Source organism: Saccharothrix sp. NRRL B-16348 (assembly GCF_001280085.1).
GTDB lineage: Bacteria > Actinomycetota > Actinomycetes > Mycobacteriales > Pseudonocardiaceae > Actinosynnema.
On the sequence record NZ_LGED01000217.1, the window covers coordinates 165,555 to 181,924 of the forward strand.

Here is a 16,370-nt window from a genome sequence, read left to right on the forward strand (position 1 = left end):
GTCGCACCGGCGGTCCCCCGGCCCGATCACTCCGGGTCGGCGGTCCCGTCCGCCAGTTCCTCCAGGCCACGCCGGTCGAGCACGTCGAGCCGCTGCTCGTCCGGCGTGCCGGAGCGCTTGACCAGGCCCTTGCGCTCCAGGTGGCCCATCGTCTTGCGGAGCTTCTCGGTCACCAGCGAGCCCTTGCCCTTGGCCGCGAACTCGGTCTTCTGCTCGACCGCCAGCATCGGCGCGACCTCCCTCTTCCACGCGGTCAGCAGCGCGGCGCGCGGCACCGACGGCTCGTCGCCCGCCACGTCCAGGATGATCCCGGCCAGCACGCGCCCGAAGTCGTCCTGCCGCGTCGAGTGCCGCTGGACCAGCTCCTCGACCGACGTGCGCCCCTCGCCGTCCGACGTGCCCGGCACGTCGAGCGCGGCCAGCCGTGCCCACAGCGCCCGGTCGGCGGCGGTCGGCTCGGCACCGCCGGCGAGCACGGCCGCCCGGTGCGCGTCGACGGCCGAACCCAGGGCGAGCACGAGGTCCGTCAGCTCGTCGCGGACGTCGTCGCCGCGCAGCCGCCGCGCCGCGGCCGCGATCAGCCGGTGGTGCTCGCGCACCAACGTCTCGAAGTGGGCGGTCTTCGTGGCGCGGTTGGCGTCCTCGGCCGCGTCACGCTGGTACTCGGCCTGGCTGATCTCCCCGTCGAGCGCCCGCGCCCGCGCGGTGGCGCGCTCGGCCGTGCGGTGCACGCGCGTCGCCGCGATCCGGTCGAGCATCGCCCGCAGCACCCGGTCGGTCTGCTCGACGTAGGCGTCGGAGGCCAGGAGTCGCCAGGTCTCGTCGTCACGGCTGCGCAGCGCGTTGTTGACGAAGCGGTCGGCGGCGTGGTCGTCGTCGGACCCGTAGGGCAATGTCACGTGTTTTCGATCCTCGGTAGTGGTGCGTACCCCGTGAGGGGAACGAGAGGGCCGGTCCGGGTCGCGGGTGGTGGTGCACGCGGCACGACAGGCGGGTACGGCGCGGCGGGATCCGCCCAGCATAGGCGGCCGACGGCGCTGTCGCGACACGGCGTGCCCGTCACGGTGTGGGAGGCTGCGACCACATGGTGGAGCCGGGGATTCCCGGCACAACGATTCGGAGAGCCTGCCCGTGGTCGAGATCGTGCCCGGAGTGTCGCGGACGTTCAACGAGTTCTTGTTGCTGCCCAACCGAACCACCGCGGAGTGCACACCGGCGAAGGTCGACCTCGGCACACCCCTCGTGCGGCACGCCGTCGGCGGATCGTCGACGATCCGGCTGTCCGTGCCGTTCACGTCGGCGATCATGCAGGCGGTCAGCTCGCCGCGGTTGGCGGTGGCCCTGGCCCGATCGGGTGGCTTGAGCTTCCTGCACCACAACCAGTCCGTCGAGCACCAGGCGGACGCGGTGCGGTTCGTGAAGAACTTCAAGGCGGGCTTCGTGGTCAGCGACACGACGGTCCGCCCGACCGACCCGCTCCGGCACCTCGCCGGCCTGATGGAGGCCACCGGCCACAAGACCGCGGCCGTCACCGAGGACGGCACGCCGCACGGCCGGTTCGTGGGTCTGGTCACGTCCCGCGACTTCCACTCCGACCGGCACGACCTCGACCTCCCGGTCGCCGACCGGATGCGCACCGCGGACGCCCTCACCTGCGGCAAGGAGGGCATCACCCTCTCCGAGGCCAACACGCTGCTGTGGGAGGAGCGCATCGACTGCCTGCCGGTCGTGGACGGCGCGGGGCACCTGCAGCACCTGGTGTTCCGCTCGGACTACGCCGACCACAAGCAGTTCCCCGGCGCGGTGGTGGACGCGGCCAAGCGGTTCCGGGTCGGCGCGGGCGTGAACACGCACGACTACCGCGACCGCGTGCCCGCGCTGGTCGCCGCCGGCGTGGACGTGCTGTGCCTGGACTCGTCGGACGGTTACAGCGACTGGCAGGCCGAGGCGCTGCGGTGGGTCAAGCGCGAGTTCCCGGAGGTGCCGATCGGCGGCGGCAACGTCGTGGACGGCGAGGCGTTCCGGTTCCTGGCCGACGCGGGCGCGGACTTCGTCAAGGTGGGCATCGGCGGCGGCTCGATCTGCATCACCCGCGACCAGAAGGGCATCGGCCGCGGCCAGGCCAGCGCGGTCATGGACGTCGCCGAGGCACGTGACGCCTACGCGCGGCGCACCGGCGAGTACGTGCCGATCTGCTCCGACGGCGGTCTGCTGCACGACTACCACATGGCCCTGGCCCTGGCGATGGGCGCGGACTTCGTGATGATGGGCCGCTACTTCGCGCGGTTCGACCAGTCGCCGGGCAAGAAGGTGCGCATCGGCGGGTCGGTGTTCAAGGAGTACTGGGGCGAGGGCTCCAGCCGGGCCCGCAACTGGCAGCGCTACGACCAGGGCGAGGACAAGCTGCACTTCGAGGAGGGCGTCGACGGCTACGTGCCGTACGTGGGCGACCTCGGCGATGCCCTCGCGCTGACCGTGGCCAAGATCAAGGCCACGATGGCGTCCTGCGGCGCGGCGACCATCCCGGTCTTCCAGTCCACCGCGCGCGTGACGCTGGTGTCGGAGCAGAGCTACCAGGAGAACGCCGCCGCGGTCGCCGTGCGCGACAACGCCGACACCACCCTGGGCTGAGTCGACGGCGGGAGCCAAGGGCGGGCGTCCGGAATAGTGGTTGAAATCAGAAATATTCACCCTCCCGGACGCCCGCCCGCGCCGCGCGAATAACAGTCACATTTGCCGGCGGGGCGGTCGCGCCCGGATTCGACGAGGCTCAGTCGTCGTCATCGTCATCACCTCCGCCGGCCCGGCCGCCGCCGCGGGGAAGCGGCGGAGGATCCGGCGGCGGATCGGCGATCGGAGCAGTCGTCACCGGCGTCGGCGCGGTGGTCGTCGCGCTGCTCGTCGCGCTGGTCGGCGGGTTTTCCGCGGTGCCGACCGTGACCAGCGGGGCGGTACCGGACTCCGCTTCGACCAGGGACGACAGACCGGCCAGGGACACGGTGACGGCCAGGCACGTGACGACGGCCCAGAGCCAGACGAACCGCATCGACGCGGTCACCTCCCACCTGAGAATTCCCGTGGCGCACCGGACTTCACACCGTAGCAGTGGCCTGATCGAATTCGCACCGTAGTTGGGCCGGCCGGACCACTTGGGCTAATGTCGTGAGGCGACGCCTCCATTCGAGGAATTGTCAGGCCGGCAGCTTTTGTTCACCATCGTGAACCGGGACGGCCCGGGATCGAGGAGGGCCGTCGTGGTCACGCTCGTCGACGTCGCCAGGCACGCCGGGGTGGCCGTCAGCACCGTCTCCTACGCGCTCAGCGGCAAGCGGCCGATCTCCGAGCCCACGCGGGCACGGGTCGAGCGGAGCATGGAGGCGCTGGGCTACCGGGCGGGCCGGCTGCGGCGCACCCGCGTGCTGGGGGTGGCGCTGCCTGCGGGCCTGGACGAGACCTGGGCGGGCGGGTTCCTGGCGGGCGTCATGGCGATCGGCCGGGAGCGCGGCACGGACGTGCTGATCTGCCTCGGGACTAGGCCGCGGCACGTGGGCGCGGTGGTGGCGGTCTCCCCCGCGCCGTCGCCGGCCGGCGACGTCCCGGTGGTCCGGGTCGGGCCGGGGGACGGGACGCCGCACCTGTGCCGCGTGGACGTGGACCGGGTCGCGGCGGGCGCGGGCTGCGCGCGACACCTGGCGAACCTGGGGCACCGCACCGTGGCCCTCGTCCACCGCACGCCGCCGGACGACTTCCACCGCACCGTCACCGAGGTGCTGGGCAGGCGTGGCGGGGTCGTGCACCCGTGCGCCGAGCCGTCGGACCTGGCGCGGGCCTTCGAAAGCGGGGAACGGCCCACCGCGGTGGTGGCGGCCGACGGCGCGGCGCTGGACGTCGCGCTGGCCGACCTGGACCGGCGCGGCCTGCGCGTGCCGCACGACGTCTCGGTGATCGCCCTGGGCATCCCGCGGTCCCGCCCAGTGACCGCGGTGTCGGCGCCACCGGCCACCCTGGGCCGCGCCGCCGCCGCGGCCGTGCTGAGCGGCCACACCCGCGACCGCCTGGTCGTGCCGCACCTGGAGTCCCGGGGCACCACCGCACCGGCCCGCCGACCGGCCTGACGCGCGCCCGCGGGGCGCACCGTGTCCAGGCGCGCCCCGCGGGTTGCCGGGTGAGCGGCGCTCATTGAGCCATTTCATCGTGATGTCGCAGGTCATGGCGCAGGCTGGACGGCTGGGTACGGGAAGGGCGAGGCTCCGGGTAAGACAGCAGTCGACCAAGATCCGATGCCCCGACAGGGAGCCTCGCCGTGCTGTCCTACCCTGTCGCGATTCCGCTGTCCGACCACACCCGCGTCCGCCTGGGCGACCTGATCCGCGCCGAGCGCGTGCGACGTCGGTCCCGGTGGCGTCGACCGGAGCCCGGCCGCGAGACCCGCCGCCAACCACGATGAAAGGGTTGAGCAACTTGACTTTCGTGTCTACGCCTTCGGCGGGGAGAAGGAGGGCGCGCTGGTCCGCGCGAGGTGTGCGGAGCGTTGGCCGCCGCGCTGTACGTCCGCACAGTAGGAACCCGAACCCGAACGTGAGCCGGGTCCGGGTTCCACTGGTGCTGATCTAGGCGGGCGGACCCTCGTAGAGCACGACGCCGTCCGCGTCGACGACCCGGACGGAGACGATCAGCTCCTTCATCACCTCGTTCGACGACCCCTTCTCCCACAATTCCGTCGTGGAGTGGCGGTTCCACCGAACCAGGGCCATCGCGGTCTCGTCCGTGACATCAGCCTCGACGGAGCTCCCGTCGCTGAGGGTCAGGGTCATGCCGCTCGCTTGTCCGGACACCACCCCGCCGAGGATCAGCGGGTAGACGGGCGGCTGCATGCCAGTGTTCGAGAAGGGAATCAGCCACAGGTCTGGCACGTCCGATGGCTCGATCTGACCCATGCGGATCAGAGGTCCCACTTTCAGGGCACCGTTCGGGCCGGGGACGCCCTCGCACACCACGGACTGGTCCTGGTTGCGAATCGTCAACGCGCCCACCCCGCCTTCCGCGGCGAAGGCCGCGGCTGTCCAGGGCTGCTCACCCGCGGGGTATGCGCGGTTGGCGTGCGCGACGCAGCCGTCGACGAACTTGTCGATGTCGGAGGGCGTTGCGCTCGGCGGCGGTGTGGCGGCCCGGTCGTCCCCGGTCGGGGTCACCACGACCACCGCGGCGACGGCCAGTGCGACGACGCCGGCCGCGGCCGCCAGTGGCACGTACCACCGGTTCCGACTGGGCCGCGGTGACTCGGCCATCCCGGCAACCACCGTGGTGCGGATCCGGTCCCGGACCTCGACGGGAAGCGGAGCACGAGGTGGCAGGTCGAGGTCGTTCATGATGTCTCCTCCAACAACGTGCGCAGCCGCGATCGGGCGCGGGAAAGGCGGGACCGGACACTCGGCTCGGCGACCCCGAGCAGCGCCGCGGCGTCGGTCGTGGACAACTCGCCGAGCAGGCACAACTCCACCGCCTGCCGTTCAGCCTTCGGCAGTTCACGGACGGCGTCGAGCAGCCGGGGCATTCGGCGACCGTCGTCGACCCGGCTCGCCACCGCGTCCGCGTGATCGGCCTCGGCACCGTCACCGGGCAGCCGCCGCACGGCCCGCAGGAACCGCGTCGAGCTGCGGAACTCGGTCCTGGCCAGGTTCCCGGCCACCGCGAACAGCCACGGCAGTGCGCTGTCGCGCACCAGGCGCAGCTCCGGACATTTGCGCCAGGCCAGCAGGAAGGTGCTGGACGTGAGGTCCTCGGCCTTCGCCCAGGACGCCGTCAACCGGTAGGCGTGGTTCCACACGGCAGCGACATGCCGTTCGAACAGCGCCCCGAACGCGTCCCGGTCACCGGCCGCCGCGAGTATCCACAACTCGGCATCGGAACGGCCGTCCGCGTCGGTCACCGGCACCGCCCCCCGACCTCGTCTCGAACTTGTCATCACATGATGAGGTGACCGATCCCGCACCCGGCGTTGCATCATCCAGCACCGAACCGTGTCCCCCGACCGCTCGGGCGACGTGAGACCTACCGCTGCCGCCGCAACCGATGACGGTTCAGCGGGCGGGGGCACGTTGACGCGGTGGCGATGGTGCTTGCCGGAGTAGTACGGCTTCTGGTCGGCGACCCGGTCGATCGGGACCGGGGTGCCGTCCAGGATCGCGTAGGCGAGGCGGGCGGCGCGTTAACCGGCGGCGTGGAGGTCGTCGGCCAGGGCGGCGAGCAGGTCCACCGCTTCACGGACGTAGCGCCAGGCGGTGCTGCAGGAGATGCCGAACCCGACGGCAAGGCGGGCGCGGGTGTCGCCGTTGCGCAGGTGCGCGAGCACGAGCAACGCCTGGCGGCCGGGCTCCAGCCGCCGCCACCGGGACCGACGTCGCACGCGCTCGGCGCGGATCAGGTCGCCCAAGCGAACGCGGGTGTGGTCGGCCCAGCCGTCCAGCCTGCGCCGTGACCTGCGACATCACGATGAAAATGGCTCAATGAGCGCCATCGCCTCGCAGGTGCTCACGTGCTCCCGGCGGCAGTGCGGTCGTGACCTTCGCACCCTCCTTCCCACGCTGCCGTGCCCAGTCGTCCACCACGCCGTGGCAGGTCCGGTCGAGGTGGGCCAGGGAGGTCAGGTCCAGGTGGACCACGTCGCCGCGCACGCCGTCGAGCGCGGTCTGGAGCTTCGGCACGGTCAGGAACGTCGCGCTGCCGCCGAACACCAGCTCGACACCGCCACCGGGCCCGACCCGGCGGGCCGCGGTCAGCCGCGACAGCTGCCACGCCAGCTTGAACAGCGCCGCGACCAGGCCGATGACCACGCCTTCCAACAGGTCCGTGGCGAGGATCGCGCACGTCGTGACGATCAGCACCGCGGCCTCGCCCCGGTCGTGCCGCCACAGCCGCGGCACCTGGCGCGGGTCGATCAGCTTCCAGCCGCTGAACACCAGGATCGCCGCGAGCACCGTGACCGGCACCAGTCGCAGTACACCGGGCGCGAGCACGGCGAACGCCAGGATCCACACGCCGTGCAGCACCCGGGACAGCTTGGTGCGCGCGCCCGCGTGGACGTTGGCCGCGCTGCGCACGACCACGGCGGTGAGCGGGATCCCGCCGAGGAAGCCGGAGACGACGTTGCCCGTGCCCTGGGCGATGAGTTCCTTGTTGTACTGGGTCTTCGGGCCGCTGTGCATGCGGTCGACGGCCGTCGCGCCGAACAGGCCCTCCGCCGACCCGATCAACGCGAAGACCAGCGCGGTGCCGAGCACGGCGGGCGAGGTCAACGCGCCGGCCGACTCGGCGGTCGGCAGGTGCACCGCGTCGAGCAGTGCGCCGACGGAGAGCATGCGCACGTCGGCGTGGAAGATCGCGGCCAGCGCCGCCACCACCAGCACCGCGGCGAGCGGGCCCGGCACCACGCGCAGCGCCTTCGGCGCGCGTCCCCAGAACGCGATCACGACCAGCCCGCAGACCCCGAGCAGCAACGCGCCGCGTGCGGCCGGATCGCCGGAGACCCCTTGCAGCAGCGCGGGAAGGCCGATGAGGTTGTGCACCGCGTCGCCCGGCGCCTGGCGGTCGGCGAGCACGTAGGCCTGGCCGAGGAGGATCAGCAGGCCGATGCCCGCCAGCATCCCCGCGACCACCGACGACGCCATGGCCTGGAACCACTTCCCGACCCGGGCCAGTCCCATGAGGATCTGCAGCACGCCCGAGCCGAGCACGATCATGCCGAGGGTCGCGGTCCCGTGGGTCTGCACGGCGTCGAACACGAGCACCGCGAGCCCGGCCGCCGGTCCGCTGACCTGGAGCGAGCTGCCCGGCATCACGCCGGTCACGAGCCCGCCGACGATGGCGGTGATGATCGCGGCCTCGGGGGCGACCCCGGAGGCCACCGCGATGCCGATGCACAGCGGCAGGGCGACGAGGAACACGACGAGCGAGGCCAGCACGTCCGACCGGTAGCGCCCTACGAGGTCGGCCGGCTGGGGTTTGGACGGTTCGACGGGAATCTTGAGGGCCATGGTGGGTCTCCGGGACGTGGTGGCGGTTCAGAGCTGGACCAGGGAGCCATCGCGCAGCTGCCTGACCTCGCCCGTGTCCACCTCGTAGAACCACCCGTGCACGCGGAGGCGCCCGTCCGCGACTCGGCGGCTCACCTCCGGGTAGGCGTTCAGGTTCGCCAACTGGGTGGCCAGGTGGCGGGTCACCGCGCCGGTCAACGCCGGGTCGTTCGCTTCCTCGTCCGACACCGAGTCCCGACCGATGACGTTGCCGTGCAACCACTGGCGCACGGCGGGGACGAGTGTGAGGTCGTCGCCGCGCACGGCCGCGCCCACCGCACCGCAGTAGGAGTGGCCGCAGACGACGATGTCGCGCACGCCCAGCACCTCCACCGCGTACTCGACGGTCGCGCTCGCCGAACACGGTTGGTCCGTCGTGTAAGGGGCGATGACGTTGCCCGCGGTGCGGTACTCGAACAGCTCGCCGGGTCCGGCGCCGGTGATGAGGTTCGGCACCACCCGCGAGTCCGAACAGGACACGAACAGCACGGTGGGCCACTGACCCTGGGCGAACGCCGCGAGGCGACCACCCCAGGTGCGTTGGAACGTGGTGACGTCGATGTCGATCACGTCTGCGCCGCCTTTCGTCGGGAGGGTGATTCCGACGATGGCCGCCGACCGTGACCGCGGGAATACGGAGAAGGCGGATATCGGGCCGTTTTACGGTCGTTTTAAGACGCGCGGGCGAACGCCAGCACGACCTGGGCGCCGCCCAGCGGCGACCGGCGCAGGCGCAGCACTCCCCCGGTGGCCTCGACGACCCGCCGCGCGATGTCCAGGCCCAGCCCGGTGGAGCCGCTCGACGGCCGTGCCGCGGCCGACGGGTCGGGGAAGCCCGGCCCCGCGTCGTCCACGACGAGCGTCACCCGGTGCCCGTCCGCGTGCACGGTCACCTTGAACGCCGTGCCCGGCGGGGTGTGCCGGAACACGTTGCCGATGAGGAGGTCCACCACGGCGGCGACGTCCTCGCGCTCGGCCGGCACCGGCACCGGCACCGGGTCGGCCGGGCAGTGGACCGAGCACCGCCGTTCCTCGTCCTCCGCCAACGGCGCCCAGAACGCGGTCCGTTCGACGACCACGGCCACGAGGTCGCACGACGTGCCGTCGGCCGCGGGTGCGGCGGGGCGGGAGGCGTCGCGGATCATCCGGTCGAGTTCCGCGTCGAGGTGGCGGGCCGCGCGCAGCACCCGGTCGGCGTCGGGGCCGCGGAGCTTCTCCGCGTCGATCCGCAACGCCGTCAGCGGAGTGCGGAGCCGGTGCGACAGGTCCGCGGCACGGGACCGCTCGGCGGCGAGCAGCGCGGTGATGCGCTGGGCCATGCGGTTGAACGTGAGCGCGACGTCGACCAGCTCCGGAGGGCCGGTCGGTTCGATGCGCTCCACCAGGTCACCCTGCCCGAAGCGGTGTGCCGCGGTCGCGAGGCGCCGCACCGAGCCGACGAGCCCGACCGCGAGCCGGTCCACCATCACCACCGCACCCGTGACCATGATGACGACGACCGCGGCCAGCACGGCCCACGCCCGGCCCACACCGCGCTCCAGCCGTTCGTCGGGCAGGAACACCTCCGCCACGAACGTCTCCTCGCCCAGCCGCACCGGTCGGAGCAGCACGACGCCGTCCGCCGCGGGTTCCACGAGCGGCCCGTTCCGCGCGGCGTCGGCCTGCGGTGGGCGCGCCTGCGGGAAACCCACCGGCCCGTCGGGCGTGTGCACCGACACCGCGTGCCCGGAGACCGCGACGACCTCGGCCAACCCCCGTGCCAGGGCGCTCCGCCCGTCGGCGCTCGCGATGACGCCGACCACGGCCGTCACGGAACGCTCGGCGTCGGCGAGAGCCGTGCGGCGTGCGACCTCCCGCGTGACGACGGCCAGCGGCACGAGGACCGCGACCAGGATGGCGGACGCGCACGCCAGCGCCACGAGCACCAGGGACCGTCTCATGCGTGGTCGACCAGGCGGAACCCGACGCCGCGCACGGTCACCAGGTGGCGCGGGGCGGCGGCGCTCTCGCCGAGCTTGCGCCGCAGCCACGACACGTGGACGTCGACGCTCTGCTCGCGGCCGGAGTGGTCCCGGCCCCACACGGCGGCGACCAGTTCCGCGCGCGGCACCACCCGGTCGCGGTGCTCGGCCAGGTACTTCAGGACGTCGAACTCCTTGCGGTTGAGCGCCACCGGTCTGCCGTCGACGTGCACCTGCCGCAGCCCGAGGTCGATCCGCAGCGCCCCGACGGAGACGACGCGCGGCCCGGGGTCGCCCGATCCGCGCACGCGCCGCAGCACCGCGCCCATCCGGGCGACCAGCAGCGGCACCGAGAACGGCTTGACCAGGTAGTCGTCCGCACCGGCGTTGAGCAACTGCACCACGCGCAGCTCGTCACGGCGCGCGGTCGCGATCACGACGGGCACGTTGCTCGCGCCGCGCATCATGCGCAGGGCGTCCGCGCCGTCGACGTCGGGCAGGCCGAGGTCGAGCAGCACGATGTCGGGTTCGTCGTGGGCGACGACCCGCAGGGCTTCCAGCGCGGTGAACACGCCCTGCGGTCGGTAGCCCGCACCGCGCAGCGCCTGGACCAGCCTGGTCGACAGGTCCGGATCGTCCTCCACCACCAGCGCCGAGGGTGCGGATCCGAACGTCGACCTGCCGTGACGCGAATTCATCGGCCTCTCCGTCTCTTCGCTCCGGGGGCGGCGGCACGATGCGGCGCCCCATCGTGCCGGGAAACACCGGAATCGGGCAAACCACCGTCGAACACCCGTCGAACGACCTGGCCGGCACTGGCTCCGTTCGGGTTCCTCCGCCGATTGTTCTTTCTATTAAAACAACCTTAAAAATCGCCGGTAATGGGTTGACGACAAACAAGTCGCGGTCCGACTATTCGGGCAAAGGCATCGTTTGCGAGGAGGCGTGATGGAGGCCAGTCGGATCGTCGTCGGCTTGGACAACTCGGCGGCCGGCGCCGCGGCTCTGAGGTGGGCGGTACGTCACGCGCGGGAAGGCGGGGTGGTGGTCGCGGTGTCGGTGTGCGGCATTCGCACGCCCACGGGCGGCACGGACCTCTTCCACACCGTCCGGCTGCGTCGGATGGACGACACCGTCACGCGGATGGGGCCGATCCCGAGCGTGCGCGTCGAGCAGTCGGTGCTGGACGGCGAACCCGGCCCGACGCTCGTGGAACTCGCCGAGGAAGCCGATAGCCTGGTGCTCGGCCGCCACGGGTACGTCCGGGGAGGGATGACGATCCTCGGGTCGGTGATCAGACACTGCCTGGAGCACGCGACGTGCCCGGTCGTCGTGGTGCCGGTCGGCACGGAGCAAGCGGCCTGACCGCGCGGTCCTCGGGGCGTGCCGGCGGCCTCAGTGCGGGAACGTGCGCCGCGCCCGGCGCGTGACCTCTTCGCGGTGCTCTTCGATCACCAGTGCCACGTCGAGCATGGTCGTGGTGTCCCGGATCCGGGCCGGGTAGCCGACGGACGCGGCGAGCGTGGGCAGGTCGACCGCGAAGTACACGCCCATCAACGGGTTGACGAACAGCTCGCTGCCCGCGGTGCGCGTGGTGACCTGCACGTCGCCGAACTCGCCGCGCAACGCCGCCGCGATCTGCCCGTTCACGATGCTCGGCCGCAGCGGGGTGGCGGCTTGGGCGTGCGCGACGGCGTCCAGGTAAGCCCGCGCCTCGTCGGACGCGGACGGGATGGACAGCGCGCCCAGGTAACCGCCGGCCCGGTCCAGCGCGGCCAGGTTCTCCAGCACGTGCGCGTGGCACACACCGTGGTAGGAGTCGATGCCGAAACCCAGGCACACCACCAGTCGCTCCACGCCGTCGAGCGCGGCGACCGCGGCGAGGCTGGTCATGTCCTCCTCGGGCGTGCCGAGGCCGGACTCGTCACCGCGCATCAGGATGTCCGTGCCGCCGTCGACCAGCACGACCGCGTCCACGCCCAACCGTTCGACCAACGTCCGGTAGGCCGCCGTCAACGGCCGCACCCCGGTGCGCGGGAAGGCGTGCACGACCGACGTCAGGTCGTGCCCGGCCAGCCACCGGGCCAGGGTGCGCTCGGGGAAGTAGTCGTCGCTGCCCGCGCTGCCCGGCCGGACCGCCGCCACGTCGGGCGCCACCCAGTCCTCGAGGTCGAGCTGGTCCAACTGGCTGAACGAGAGGTTCGCCAGGTGCACCCGCTTACCCAATGCGCGCAACGAGAACGCCAACGGCAGCCCCGCGTACACGTCGAACCCACCGCCCGCACCCGCGACCAGCACGCTCGACGCGGACTTCAACCGGCTGAACAGCGGGGGCTCGGCCAAGGAGAACACCCGGTGATCATAGGCAGGGCACCCCGCGGGCCGGGGGTGAATTCCGCACGGCCAAGGCAAGTCCGCAAGCCCCGGTGACTTCGCACGTGCCGGGCGAGTCCTCAAGCGCCGTGATCCCGCGCCACCGCGAGTCCACAAGTCCGGTAGTCATCGGGCAAGGCCGCGCCGGGCTTGGGCTAGCCTCGGCGGGCGTGACCGCAAGTGATCTTCCGACTCCGCCGGACTTCACCGCGCTCGAAGCCTGGGCCGGAGCGGGACGGGTCGTTCGCGCCGCCGAGTCGGAGGTGGCCGCCTGGCGACTCCCCGCACCGCAGAAGGCGACGCTGGTCTCGTCCGGCGTGCCGTTGCTCGAAGACGTCGTCGACGTCGTGTCGTTCAGGGCGGAACCGGCTCTGTACCGCCTCGCGGGACACGCGTCGGGCTCGACCTACGCCGCCGAACCGGACACCGGGCGGGTGCTGGAGCTGACCGAGGCGGACGGCACGAGGCTGGTCAACTCCTCGATCGACCACTGGCTGTGCTCGCTCCACCTGGTCGGCGCCTGGCTGGCCGGTTCGACGGCGATCCGGCACTGGGACGAGGACGAGGCGATGGAGGAACTGGCACTCGCCGAGCTGGCCGCCCTGGCGGACCGGATCACCCACCTCGACCCGCCCGCGCACGGCGACGTCGGCGATCACCGCACGCACTTCTGGCCGGCGACCCTGGACCGGTGGCTGTACTGACGTCGCCGACTGCCGAGGGCTGATCTGCCCACAGCAGCGAACCCGGCGGACCGCACCGCCACGTCGGCATGGTCGGGAGCATGACCGACAACAGCAGGCAACCCTTGTTCGACCACCGACTCCGGGACCGGTTCTTCAGCCAACGCGTGCTGGTCCTCGACGGTCCGCTCGACGACGACAACGGGACGGTGCTGGCCACCCAGCTCCTCTCCCTCGCCGCGGACGACCCCGTGAAGGACATCGCGCTGTGGATCCACTCGCCGGGCGGCTCGGTGCCGGCGATGCTCGCGATCCGCGACGTGATGCGGCTCGTGCCGTGCGACGTGGCCACGCTCGCGTTGGGACTGGCGTGCAGCGCGGGGCAGTTCCTGCTCTCCGCGGGCACGCCGGGCAAGCGCTTCGCCCTCCCCCACGCCCGCATCCTGATGCACCAGGGCTCGGCGGGGATCGGCGGATCGGCCGTCGAGGTGCAGGTGCAGGCGGACGACCTGCGGCACACCCGCGACACCGTGCTCGGGCTCATCGCCGAGGACACCGGCCAGCCGATCGACCGGATCTTCACCGACTCCCTGCACGACCGCTGGTTCACCACCGCGCAGGCGCTCGACTACGGCTTCATCGACCAGGTCGTCGAGCGCCTCGACCAGGTCGTGCCCGTCCGCACGCACGAGCTGGGGCTCGGTTCGAGGGCAGGGATCCGCGCATGAGCACGTACACCATCCCCAACGTCATCACCCGCGGCCTGGGCGGCGAGCGGATCATGGACGTCTACTCGCACCTGCTGTCCGAGCGGATCGTCTACCTCGGCACCGCGATCGACTCCGGCGTGGCCAACGCGCTGATCGCCCAGTTGCTGTACCTGGAAGCGGACAACCCGGACCGCGAGATCAACCTGTACATCAACAACGAGGGCGGCGACCCGTCCGCGATGCTCGCGCTGTACGACACCATCCGCTACATCAAGGCGCCGGTGTCGACGACGTGCGTCGGCCAGGCCGTCGCGACCGGCGCGGTGCTGCTGGCCGCGGGCGCCGCCGGGCACCGCTTCGTGCTGCCCCACACCAGGGTGGTGCTGCACCAGCCCGCCGCGCAGGGCCGCGGCGCCATCCCGGACCTCATCCTGCAGGCCGACGAGGTGGTGCGGGTGCGCGCGCAGCTCGAAGCGATCCTCTCGCTGCACACCGGCCGCGAGGTCGCGGAACTGCGGCACGACACCGACCGCGACCGGGTGTTCGACGCGGCGGACGCCGTCGCCTACGGGCTCGCGGACCGGGTCCTCGAGCACCGGGCCTGAGCACGCGGTCTCAGGCGGCCATGAGCACGGGTCCTGCCGGGCGTCGCCCGACCGCGGGGCCCGTGCCGCGGCGCTGCCCGACCACCGGGCTCGTGCCGCGGCGACGGCGGACGTCGCCCGCGATGTCGGCGAGCAGGTCGACCAGGTCGACGCCGAGCGCCCCGGTGACGGCGGCGATCATCTCGCTGGAGGGCTCCTTGCGGCCGCGTTCGATCTCCGAGAGGTACTGGGGCGAGATGCCCGCCCGCTCCGCGATGTCGACGAGGCGGCTGCCCCGCTCCTCCCGTGCCGCCCGCAGGCTCCGGCCGAGCACGTCACGCCACAGCGGTTCCGGTTCGCGATCCGGCGTGCGCTTCTGGTGGAAAGGGAGGATGTCCGCCATGACGCCATCGTGACGCAGGTCCGGCGCTCAGGGCAGCGGTTCCGCTCCCGGCGGACACGGCGGGCGTTGATCGTTAGCACAACGTTGGCGCGACGTTGGCGGCCGTCACTTGACTGCCGGAGTCACCCCCGAAGATCCGTCACGGCTCGAACCCCAGCGTTTCGAGGAAGGTCCGGCTCATGACAACAGGCACCGCCGCGGTGGCCCCCACGCGTACCATGCTCAGGCGAACCGCAGGCAGGGCCGACGTCGACCAGCGGATCGAGGCGATCGGCAAGGAGGCGGAGGCCGAGCCCGCCTCCGTGGTGGGCAGGCCGACCGGTGGCCAGTTCCCCGCCGACCCGTTCGCGAGCCTGCAGGGCGTGGCGGGTTGGGCGGTCGACTACGTGACGTTCCTGCGTGAGCCGATCGACCAGCTGGAGGGCGACCCGCAGAGCGTGCAGGCCACCGTGGACGCGATCCGCTCCACCGCCGAGCGGATGCGCGAGCTGGCCGCGACGCAGCGCGACACGCTGGCCAAGCCGCAGGGGTGGACCGGCAGCGCGCAGGAGGCCTACCAGACCAGCATGGACACCCTCGGTGAGGAGTTGGACTCGCTGGCCGGCGCGGTGGCCGTGAAGGGCGTCGTCATCGAGAACAGCGGCGCGATGGTGCAGGCGCTGCGCGAGGCGTTGCTGCACACCCTCGGCCAGTACTCCGACTCGCTGGTGCCGGGCGCGATCACCGCCTACGTGTTCGCCCCGATCACGTTCGGCGCGTCCATCGCGATGTTCCTGGGCTCCGTGGTGGACAGCGCGACCCAGCTCGGCACGAGCATCGCGGCCAAGATGGACGACCTCAACGCGGCGCTGACCCGCCAGGTCGACCGGGTCAAGCAGCTCGACGACATCTCCGACGAGGTCGGCCGGGGCTGGGAGCGGTTCGAGGCCGCGGCGGGCGGGGAGACGGCCACCGCGACGGCCCGCATGGCGTCCAAGCGGATTCTGCGCGAGGGCGAGGTCGCGGGGCAACCGACCGCACAGGCGTTGCGCCCCACGGAGCGGGGCCGCTTGGTGGCCGCCGAGGAGTCGGAAGCGCTGCGGCCCACGGGCTTCGTGGCGGCCGAGCGGCTCACCGGCCGGCTGCCCGACGAGCCGGTCCGCTACGCGCGGATGGAGGAGACGGTCCAGGCACAGCACGCCGTCCAAGCGGAACCGATGATGCGCGCCGTCCGCGCAACCGAACCACTCCAAGCACAGCACGCCGTCGCAGCCGAACCGATGATGCGTGCGAACCACTCCAAGCACAGCACGCCGTCGCAGCCGAACCGATGATGCGTGCGGTCCGCGCAACGGAGCCACTCCAGGCGCAGCACGCCGTCCAGGCCGAACCGATGATGCGCGCCGTACGCGCGACCGAACCACTCCAGGCGCACGTCGTCCAAGAACAACCGGTGATGCGAGCTACCCACGTGCAGGCCGAATCGGTGGTGCGAGCGACCTATGCGGAGGCGCCCCTCCGCGAGTCGACGGTCCGCAGGGTCGAGGAGACCGAGTAGGCGCGGGCGGTCCCTGATCGCCCGGTCGAGAAGCTCCCCCGTCCTGC

At 72.2% G+C, this 16,370-nt stretch carries 18 protein-coding genes and 1 pseudogene; 8 read left to right on the plus strand and 11 right to left on the minus strand.

What is annotated here, in order from left to right:
• Positions 1–26: 26 nt before the first annotated feature.
• On the minus strand, positions 27–899 hold the full coding sequence (locus ADK67_RS29800; protein WP_053719843.1) for a hypothetical protein: 873 nt from the start codon (positions 897–899) through the stop codon (positions 27–29).
• A 232-nt stretch (positions 900–1,131) separates the two neighbouring features.
• Between ADK67_RS29800 and ADK67_RS29805 the strand changes: the two genes are divergently transcribed.
• Positions 1,132–2,631 carry an IMP dehydrogenase gene (locus tag ADK67_RS29805; protein ID WP_053719844.1) on the plus strand — a complete coding sequence of 500 codons (1,500 nt, stop codon included), beginning with the start codon at positions 1,132–1,134 and terminating at the stop codon, positions 2,629–2,631.
• 139 nt (positions 2,632–2,770) lie between these two features.
• Here the strand turns inward: ADK67_RS29805 and ADK67_RS29810 are convergent, their stop codons facing one another.
• Positions 2,771–3,046 carry a hypothetical protein gene (locus tag ADK67_RS29810; RefSeq protein ID WP_157620929.1) on the minus strand — a complete coding sequence of 92 codons (276 nt, stop codon included), beginning with the start codon at positions 3,044–3,046 and terminating at the stop codon, positions 2,771–2,773.
• Between the two features lie 208 nt (positions 3,047–3,254).
• Here ADK67_RS29810 and ADK67_RS29815 point away from each other — a divergent pair, with 208 nt between their 5' ends.
• Complete coding sequence (locus ADK67_RS29815) at positions 3,255–4,115, plus strand: LacI family DNA-binding transcriptional regulator (protein WP_197289674.1); 861 nt, start codon at positions 3,255–3,257, stop codon at positions 4,113–4,115.
• A gap of 188 nt (positions 4,116–4,303) precedes the next feature.
• Positions 4,304–4,447, plus strand: coding sequence for a hypothetical protein (locus tag ADK67_RS51355; protein WP_157620930.1), 144 nt, complete (start codon positions 4,304–4,306; stop codon positions 4,445–4,447).
• Positions 4,448–4,610: 163 nt separating this feature from the next.
• On the opposite strand, the gene ADK67_RS29820 is transcribed toward ADK67_RS51355, so the two are convergent.
• The 7 genes and pseudogenes from ADK67_RS29820 to ADK67_RS29850 form a co-directional block, all read right to left on the minus strand.
• Positions 4,611–5,369: a hypothetical protein gene (locus ADK67_RS29820; protein ID WP_053719847.1), complete on the minus strand. Its 759-nt coding sequence runs from the start codon at positions 5,367–5,369 to the stop codon at positions 4,611–4,613.
• Positions 5,366–5,965 carry an RNA polymerase sigma factor gene (locus ADK67_RS29825; RefSeq protein WP_053719894.1) on the minus strand — a complete coding sequence of 200 codons (600 nt, stop codon included), beginning with the start codon at positions 5,963–5,965 and terminating at the stop codon, positions 5,366–5,368. The genes ADK67_RS29820 and ADK67_RS29825 overlap by 4 nt, the downstream gene beginning before the upstream one ends.
• Before the next feature lie 108 nt (positions 5,966–6,073).
• A pseudogene (locus ADK67_RS29830) lies at positions 6,074–6,466 on the minus strand (helix-turn-helix domain-containing protein); the annotation flags it as partial.
• Between the two features lie 37 nt (positions 6,467–6,503).
• Positions 6,504–8,033 (minus strand): SulP family inorganic anion transporter, encoded by a 1,530-nt coding sequence (locus ADK67_RS29835; RefSeq protein WP_053719848.1) that lies wholly within the window; start codon positions 8,031–8,033, stop codon positions 6,504–6,506.
• 27 nt (positions 8,034–8,060) lie between these two features.
• Positions 8,061–8,642 (minus strand): carbonic anhydrase, encoded by a 582-nt coding sequence (locus ADK67_RS29840; RefSeq protein ID WP_053719849.1) that lies wholly within the window; start codon positions 8,640–8,642, stop codon positions 8,061–8,063.
• Positions 8,643–8,743: 101 nt separating this feature from the next.
• Positions 8,744–10,012, minus strand: coding sequence for a HAMP domain-containing sensor histidine kinase (locus tag ADK67_RS29845; protein ID WP_053719850.1), 1,269 nt, complete (start codon positions 10,010–10,012; stop codon positions 8,744–8,746).
• Positions 10,009–10,731, minus strand: a complete 723-nt coding sequence (locus ADK67_RS29850; protein ID WP_053719851.1) for a response regulator transcription factor — start codon at positions 10,729–10,731, stop codon at positions 10,009–10,011. The genes ADK67_RS29845 and ADK67_RS29850 overlap by 4 nt, the downstream gene beginning before the upstream one ends.
• Positions 10,732–10,981: 250 nt before the next feature.
• Here ADK67_RS29850 and ADK67_RS29855 point away from each other — a divergent pair, with 250 nt between their 5' ends.
• Complete coding sequence (locus ADK67_RS29855; RefSeq protein WP_053719852.1) at positions 10,982–11,398, plus strand: universal stress protein; 417 nt, start codon at positions 10,982–10,984, stop codon at positions 11,396–11,398.
• 30 nt (positions 11,399–11,428) lie between these two features.
• On the opposite strand, the gene ADK67_RS29860 is transcribed toward ADK67_RS29855, so the two are convergent.
• On the minus strand, positions 11,429–12,385 hold the full coding sequence (locus ADK67_RS29860) for a DUF1152 domain-containing protein (protein WP_053719853.1): 957 nt from the start codon (positions 12,383–12,385) through the stop codon (positions 11,429–11,431).
• 191 nt (positions 12,386–12,576) lie between these two features.
• Here ADK67_RS29860 and ADK67_RS29865 point away from each other — a divergent pair, with 191 nt between their 5' ends.
• From ADK67_RS29865 to ADK67_RS29875, 3 genes are all read left to right on the plus strand, one after another.
• On the plus strand, positions 12,577–13,110 hold the full coding sequence (locus tag ADK67_RS29865) for an SUKH-4 family immunity protein (RefSeq protein ID WP_197289675.1): 534 nt from the start codon (positions 12,577–12,579) through the stop codon (positions 13,108–13,110).
• An 80-nt stretch (positions 13,111–13,190) separates the two neighbouring features.
• Positions 13,191–13,817, plus strand: coding sequence for a ClpP family protease (locus ADK67_RS29870; RefSeq protein WP_053719895.1), 627 nt, complete (start codon positions 13,191–13,193; stop codon positions 13,815–13,817).
• The gene (locus tag ADK67_RS29875; protein ID WP_053719855.1) at positions 13,814–14,404 is read left to right on the plus strand and encodes a ClpP family protease; all 591 of its coding nucleotides are present in this window, start codon (positions 13,814–13,816) and stop codon (positions 14,402–14,404) included. Before ADK67_RS29870 ends, ADK67_RS29875 begins: the two co-directional genes overlap by 4 nt.
• A 10-nt stretch (positions 14,405–14,414) precedes the next feature.
• Here the strand turns inward: ADK67_RS29875 and ADK67_RS29880 are convergent, their stop codons facing one another.
• Entirely contained in the window at positions 14,415–14,786 is a 372-nt protein-coding gene (locus ADK67_RS29880) for a helix-turn-helix domain-containing protein (RefSeq protein ID WP_053719856.1), read from the minus strand.
• Positions 14,787–15,004: 218 nt separating this feature from the next.
• On the opposite strand from ADK67_RS29880, the gene ADK67_RS29885 reads away from it, so the two are divergent.
• Positions 15,005–16,099, plus strand: coding sequence for a WXG100 family type VII secretion target (locus ADK67_RS29885; RefSeq protein ID WP_053719857.1), 1,095 nt, complete (start codon positions 15,005–15,007; stop codon positions 16,097–16,099).
• Positions 16,100–16,370: the final 271 nt, after the last annotated feature.

Bases quoted from the DNA above. Each gene is read 5' to 3' on its own strand.
- ADK67_RS29880 (WP_053719856.1), bottom strand. From the start codon at position 14,786: ATGGCGGACATCCTCCCTTTCCACCAGAAGCGCACGCCGGATCGCGAA.
- ADK67_RS29870 (WP_053719895.1), top strand. From the start codon at position 13,191: ATGACCGACAACAGCAGGCAACCCTTGTTCGACCACCGACTCCGGGAC.
- ADK67_RS29820 (WP_053719847.1), bottom strand. From the start codon at position 5,369: ATGAACGACCTCGACCTGCCACCTCGTGCTCCGCTTCCCGTCGAGGTC.
- ADK67_RS29885 (WP_053719857.1), top strand. From the start codon at position 15,005: ATGCTCAGGCGAACCGCAGGCAGGGCCGACGTCGACCAGCGGATCGAG.
- ADK67_RS29845 (WP_053719850.1), bottom strand. From the start codon at position 10,012: ATGAGACGGTCCCTGGTGCTCGTGGCGCTGGCGTGCGCGTCCGCCATC.
- ADK67_RS29855 (WP_053719852.1), top strand. From the start codon at position 10,982: ATGGAGGCCAGTCGGATCGTCGTCGGCTTGGACAACTCGGCGGCCGGC.
- ADK67_RS29875 (WP_053719855.1), top strand. From the start codon at position 13,814: ATGAGCACGTACACCATCCCCAACGTCATCACCCGCGGCCTGGGCGGC.
- ADK67_RS29825 (WP_053719894.1), bottom strand. From the start codon at position 5,965: ATGACAAGTTCGAGACGAGGTCGGGGGGCGGTGCCGGTGACCGACGCG.
- ADK67_RS29850 (WP_053719851.1), bottom strand. From the start codon at position 10,731: ATGAATTCGCGTCACGGCAGGTCGACGTTCGGATCCGCACCCTCGGCG.
- ADK67_RS29835 (WP_053719848.1), bottom strand. From the start codon at position 8,033: ATGGCCCTCAAGATTCCCGTCGAACCGTCCAAACCCCAGCCGGCCGAC.
- ADK67_RS29810 (WP_157620929.1), bottom strand. From the start codon at position 3,046: ATGCGGTTCGTCTGGCTCTGGGCCGTCGTCACGTGCCTGGCCGTCACC.